At 78.1% G+C, this 5,103-nt stretch carries 3 protein-coding genes; 1 reads left to right on the top strand and 2 read right to left on the bottom strand.

Annotated elements, in window-relative coordinates:
- The first annotated feature begins 226 nt into the window (after positions 1-226).
- On the top strand, positions 227-4,120 hold the full coding sequence (locus EFE23_RS27400) for a CHAT domain-containing protein (RefSeq protein WP_123243761.1): 3,894 nt from the start codon (positions 227-229) through the stop codon (positions 4,118-4,120).
- Positions 4,121-4,157: 37 nt separating this feature from the next.
- On the opposite strand, the gene EFE23_RS27395 is transcribed toward EFE23_RS27400, so the two are convergent.
- Complete coding sequence (locus EFE23_RS27395) at positions 4,158-4,649, bottom strand: hypothetical protein (RefSeq protein WP_123243760.1); 492 nt, start codon at positions 4,647-4,649, stop codon at positions 4,158-4,160.
- On the bottom strand, positions 4,646-4,963 hold the full coding sequence (locus tag EFE23_RS27390; protein WP_123243759.1) for a hypothetical protein: 318 nt from the start codon (positions 4,961-4,963) through the stop codon (positions 4,646-4,648). The genes EFE23_RS27395 and EFE23_RS27390 overlap by 4 nt, the downstream gene beginning before the upstream one ends.
- Positions 4,964-5,103: the final 140 nt, after the last annotated feature.

Below are 5,103 nucleotides of genomic sequence, written 5' to 3'. Positions count from 1 at the left end.
TCGGGCCACCAACTCCGGCGGCGACTACGGCCTGCTGCCCTACCGGCCGGGCCTGCTGACCCTGCAGCGCTGACGGCAGCACCCGGGACCCGACCCGGGCGCGACAGCGGCGGGCGGGCTCGGCGCACAGCCGAGCCCGCCCGCACCACGACAACTACATGACGCACCACTGGCACCGTCCGCGTCCGTCCTGCTACGCATGGTGGATCGACGGAGGGGAGGCCTGATGTGGCAGCGGTTCCGGTCCGATCCCGTACGCCGGCTTCGGGAGCGGCTCGACGACTTCGGCGCCGGCCGCGACCCGCGCCGCCTCTTCGAGGCCGGCGCCGCCCGCGACGCCGAGGCGGTGATCGACCTGGTGACCGCCACCGCCCCGGCGGGCCCGCTGCCGGAACGGACCGCCGAAGGGTTGTTCCTCCTCGCCTGCCTGCACTGGTACCGCTACCAGCTGCTGCCGGCCGGCCAGGACGCCGACGACCTCGCGCAGGCCGTGAAACTGACCGAACTGCTGCTGCACGCCGCCCCGGGCCGGGTGCCACCGTCGCTGCTGGCCATGTACCGCGCGTACGGCCGCGCCGCCGACCGGGGCCGGGTGCCCCGATCCCGGGCACCGGAGCCCGCGCCGGACCCGGCGGGGGGTGACCCGGCCGCGCTCGCCGCCCAGGCGGTCGTGCTCATGAGCGGGGCGGAGCGCACCGGGCGGTACGAGGTGGCGGACCGGGCCGAGGCGCTGCTGCGCCGGGCGGTCGACGCCACTCCGGCCGGCCGACCCGAGCGGGCGACCTACCTGTCCATGCTCGGCCGGGTTCACCGCGACCAGTTCCGGCAGCTGGGCCGGCCGCGCGCGCTCCCGGCCGCCGTCGACGCGCACCGGGAGAGCCTGGAATCCACCCCGGCCGGCGACCCGCAGCGACCCACCCGTTTGTTCAACCTCGGCAACGTCCTGTCCGACCGGTACGAGACCGACCGCGACCCGGCCGCGCTGGACGAGGCGATCACCCTGCTCCGCGAGGCCGCGCAGGCCGCGTCCGTCGACCCGGCGATGCGCGCCATGGCACAGGCCAACCTGGGGCAGCAGTTGCGCCACCGGTGGCGGCTGCACGGCCGCCCCGCCGACCTGGACGAGGCCATCGACGTGCTGCGCCCGGCCCGGCGGGGCGGCGACCCCCGCACCGCCGCGCTGCACGGCATCGTCCTGTCCGAACGGTTCCTGCGCGACCGGTCCCCGGCCGATCGGGACGCCGGCATCGACGCGTACCGGGCGGCGCTGCACGCCGACGACCAGCTCGATCCCGCGTTCGTCGGCCCGGCCTGGGGTGGCCTGGCCACGCTGCTGGAGGACCGCTACCGCGCCGACGAGAGCGCGCCGGGCGCGGGCGAGGACCTCGACGCGGCCGTCGAGGCGTACCGGGCGGCGGCGGAGGCCACCGGGGACGACACAATGCGCCACCACCTCGGGGTCCTATGCACCCTCCGCTACGAACGGCACCGACGCCCCGACGAGCTGACCGAGGCGGTGCGGCTGCTGCGCGCCGGCGTCGCCGCCGCCGACGACCCGGTCGTGCGGGGCCACCGGCTGGCCGACCTCGGGTACGCGCTCAGCCGGGGCCACGCCGACGCCGGCGGCCTCGACGCGCTGCGGGCGGCCTGCGAAGCGCTGGCCGAGGCCACCACCCTGCTGCCGCCCGGGGATCCGGTCCGACATCGGACGCTCAACAATCTCGGCAACGCGCTGCGGGAACGCGCCGACCAGGGCGGCGACCCGGCGCTGCTGGAACCGGCCGCCGAGGCGCTGCGCGCCGCCCTGGCCGAAGCGCCGCCGGACACCCCCGCCCGGCCCCGCTACCGGGCGAACCTCGGCCTGGTGCTGCAGGCCCGGTTCACGGTGACCCAGGACTTGGCCACCCTCACCGAGGCGGTCGCGGTGCTCGCCGGGGCCGTCGAGGCCGCCCCGCCCGGTCACCCCGACCGGCCGGGGGCACTGATCAACTACGGCTCCGCGCTCAACCGCCGCGCCGAACTCGCCTTCGACGACGCCGCGCCCGCCGGCCGCGAGGCCGCGCGGCGGGACGCCGCCGCCGCGATCGCCGCGCTCCGCGAGGCGGTCACCCTCGTCGACCCGGCCGACCCGGTGGCGTACGGCCAGAGCGTCGGCACCCTCGCGGTCGCGCTGATCGTCCGCCACCGGTTGGGCGACGACGACCCCGCGTTCCTGGACGAGGCGGTCGACCTGCTGGACCGGTTGGCCCGTTCCGCCCCGCTCCGGTCGGCCGACCGGCACCGGTTCCTGACCAACCTCGGCAACGCGCTGCTGCTGCGCCACCGCGCCACCGGCACGGACCGGGACGCCGAGGCGATGCTGGTCGCGTATCGGGGCGCGGTCGACGCGCTGCCGCCCGAGCACCCGGACCGGGCGATGTGCCTGAGCAACCTCGCCACCGCCGTGGAGGCGGCCGACCCGGCCGACCGCTCGGGGCACGCCCGGGCGGCGCTGCGGGAGGCCACCGCGGTACCCGCCGCGCCGTCGCTGCTGCGCGCGATCGCCGCCCACCGGTACGCGGAACTCGCCGCGGCCGCCGACGACCTGCCGGGGGCCCTCGACGGGTACGCCACCGCGATCGAGCTGATCGACCTGGTCGCCTGGCACGGCATGGACCCCGACGACCAGACCCGGCTGCTCGGCCGCTTCCGCGGGCTGGCCACGGACGCCGCGGCGGTCGCCGTCGCGCTCGGCGAACCACGCCGCGCCGTGGAGCTGCTGGAGTACGGGCGCGGCGTCCTGCTGACCCGAGCGCACGACGCGGGCGCCGACCTCACCACGGTCCGGGTCACCGCACCGGAGCTCGCCGACGAGTTCACCGCCGTACAGACCGCGCTGGACGGCTTCCTCCGCCCCGGCGCGGCCGACCCCGTCCCGCCCCCGGCCGGCGGCCCCGACCCGGAGCGCCGGTACGCCCTGGCCGAGCGCCGCCGCCGGCTGCTGACCGAGATCCGCGCGCTGCCCGGCCTCGACGGTTTCCTCCGCCGGCCGGCGTTCGATGCCCTCGCCGCCGACCTCGGGCCGGTGGCGCTGGTCAACGTGGGCGAGCGCCGCAGCGACGCCCTGGTCGTCGCCGCCGGGGACGTCACCGTCGTGCCGCTGCCCGAGGCGACACCGGCTGAGCTGGTCACCCGTGCCGCGGACTTCCTCACCGCGGTCGCGGTGCTCACCGGCCAGGCGCCACCCGTACCCGAGGCGGAGGCGCGCCGCCGCGCGGTGGCCGCCCGCGCCGCGGTGGGCCGGACGCTGGACTGGCTGTGGCGGGCGGTGGCCGCGCCGGTCCTCGACGCGGCCGTGCCGGCCGGTGGATCGGGGGAGTGGCCGCGGCTGTGGTGGTGCCCGACCGGCCTGCTCACGCTGCTGCCGCTGCACGCCGCCGCCCCGCTCGACGGCGGCCCGGGCGTGCTGGACCGGGTGATCCCCTCCTACACCGCCGCACTGCGCGCCCTCGCCCGCGCCCGCCGGGCCGTGCCCGAGAACCCGGCACCGGTCGACCGGGCGCTGGTGGTCAGCCTGCCGCACCTGCCGGGGCTGCCGGACCTGCCCGGCGCCGAACGCGAGGCGCAGCTCGTCCGCGGCCATCTCCCGGACGGGCGGAGCCTCAGCGGCGCGGCCGCGACCCCGGCCGCCGTCGTGGCCGAGCTGCCCGGGCATCCGGTGGTTCACCTGTCCTGTCACGGCCGGCAGGACCTGCGCGATCCGCTGCGCGGGCGGCTCGCGCTGACCGGCGGGCCGCTGCAGGTGCGTGACCTGTGGCGGGCGCCGGCCGCGTCCGCCGCGCTGGCCGTGCTCTCGGCCTGCGAGACGGTACGGGGCGGGGCGGCGCTGCCCGACGAGGTGCTGACCCTCGGCACCGCGTTCCAGCTCGCCGGATTCCGCCAGGTCGTCGGCGCGCTCTGGTCCATCTCGGACCAGGTGACCGTCCAGCTCTGCGCCGATCTGTACGCGGCCCTGGCCGTGCCCGGTGGCATCGACCCGGACCGGGCGGCGGTCGCCCTGCACGACGCGGTCCGCCGGCTGCGCGCCGCCCTGCCCGGCCGCGCCGACCTGTGGGCGGCGTACGCGCACCTCGGCCCGTGACCGTGCCGGCCCCTGCGATGGGCCGGTGCCGGTGCCCTTACGGGCCGGTGCCGGTCACCGCGGCGGGAGCGGGACGTGTCGGCGCGTACCAGGTCACCCCGACCGCGGCCACCAGCAGCCCGGCGCAGAGCAGCACCAGCACCACGCCCGTACGCAGCGCCCGGGCCGCCGCGACCGCCTCCTGATGGTCGGCCAGCGGCGCCGGCGCGAGCGCGGCCACCGGCGTCACGGTGAGCCGGCCGTGCGCGGCGCGCAGCAACGCCAGGGCCCCGGCGGCGCCCACCCCGACCGCGGCGAGCAGCAGCAGTCCCACCGCCGCCGCCCAGCCGGGCGCCAGCGTGGTGACGTCGGTGCGGCCCCGGACGAGACCGAACCCGAGCAGCGCCACGAGCAGACCGCCCAGGCCGTTGCGCCAGGCCAGCGCCGCTCCGCGGACCCGGTCCAGCTCGCCGCGCAGCAATCCGGACAGCTGCTGGGCGCGGCGCAGGTCGGTCACCGTCGGCGGCGGCCCGGGACGCAGCCGGATCACGCCCCGTCCTCCAGGTGCAGCGTCCAGTACGCGCCGCAGCCGACCATCCCGGCGGGCCGTCGCGGATGCTCGGCGGCGCACTCGCAGAGCACCGTCCGGTAGCCGGGATCCGGGTCGACCGGCGGCGGCTCCCGCCGGAACAGTTCGTCGACCAGCACGCTGGTGGTGGCGTGCCCGCAGCGGGGGCAGGCGCCGCTCAGCAGCACCGCCGGCCCGTGCGGGCGGGCGGCGAAGCCGCTCGCCGCCTGTTCCGCGTACGCGGTGTCGGTGACCTCCGCGTACGGCAGCAGGTCCGTGGTCAGCTCGTCCGGCATCCCGACCTCCCGCTGTCACACCGGAACGTCCACGGTACCGGCCGTCCGCATCCGGGCGGCGGAGCCGGCGGTTGGGTTACCTCGGGGCCTCCGCGGGCGTTCAACCAGAGTCGGATCAGCGACGCGCGGCCGGGGCGGGT

Origin of the sequence: Micromonospora solifontis (assembly GCF_003725545.1) — a bacterium.
Lineage (GTDB): Bacteria > Actinomycetota > Actinomycetes > Mycobacteriales > Micromonosporaceae > Micromonospora > Micromonospora solifontis.
The sequence above is the reverse complement of the archived record's forward strand: the minus strand, read 5'-3'. Positions and strand labels throughout refer to the sequence as shown.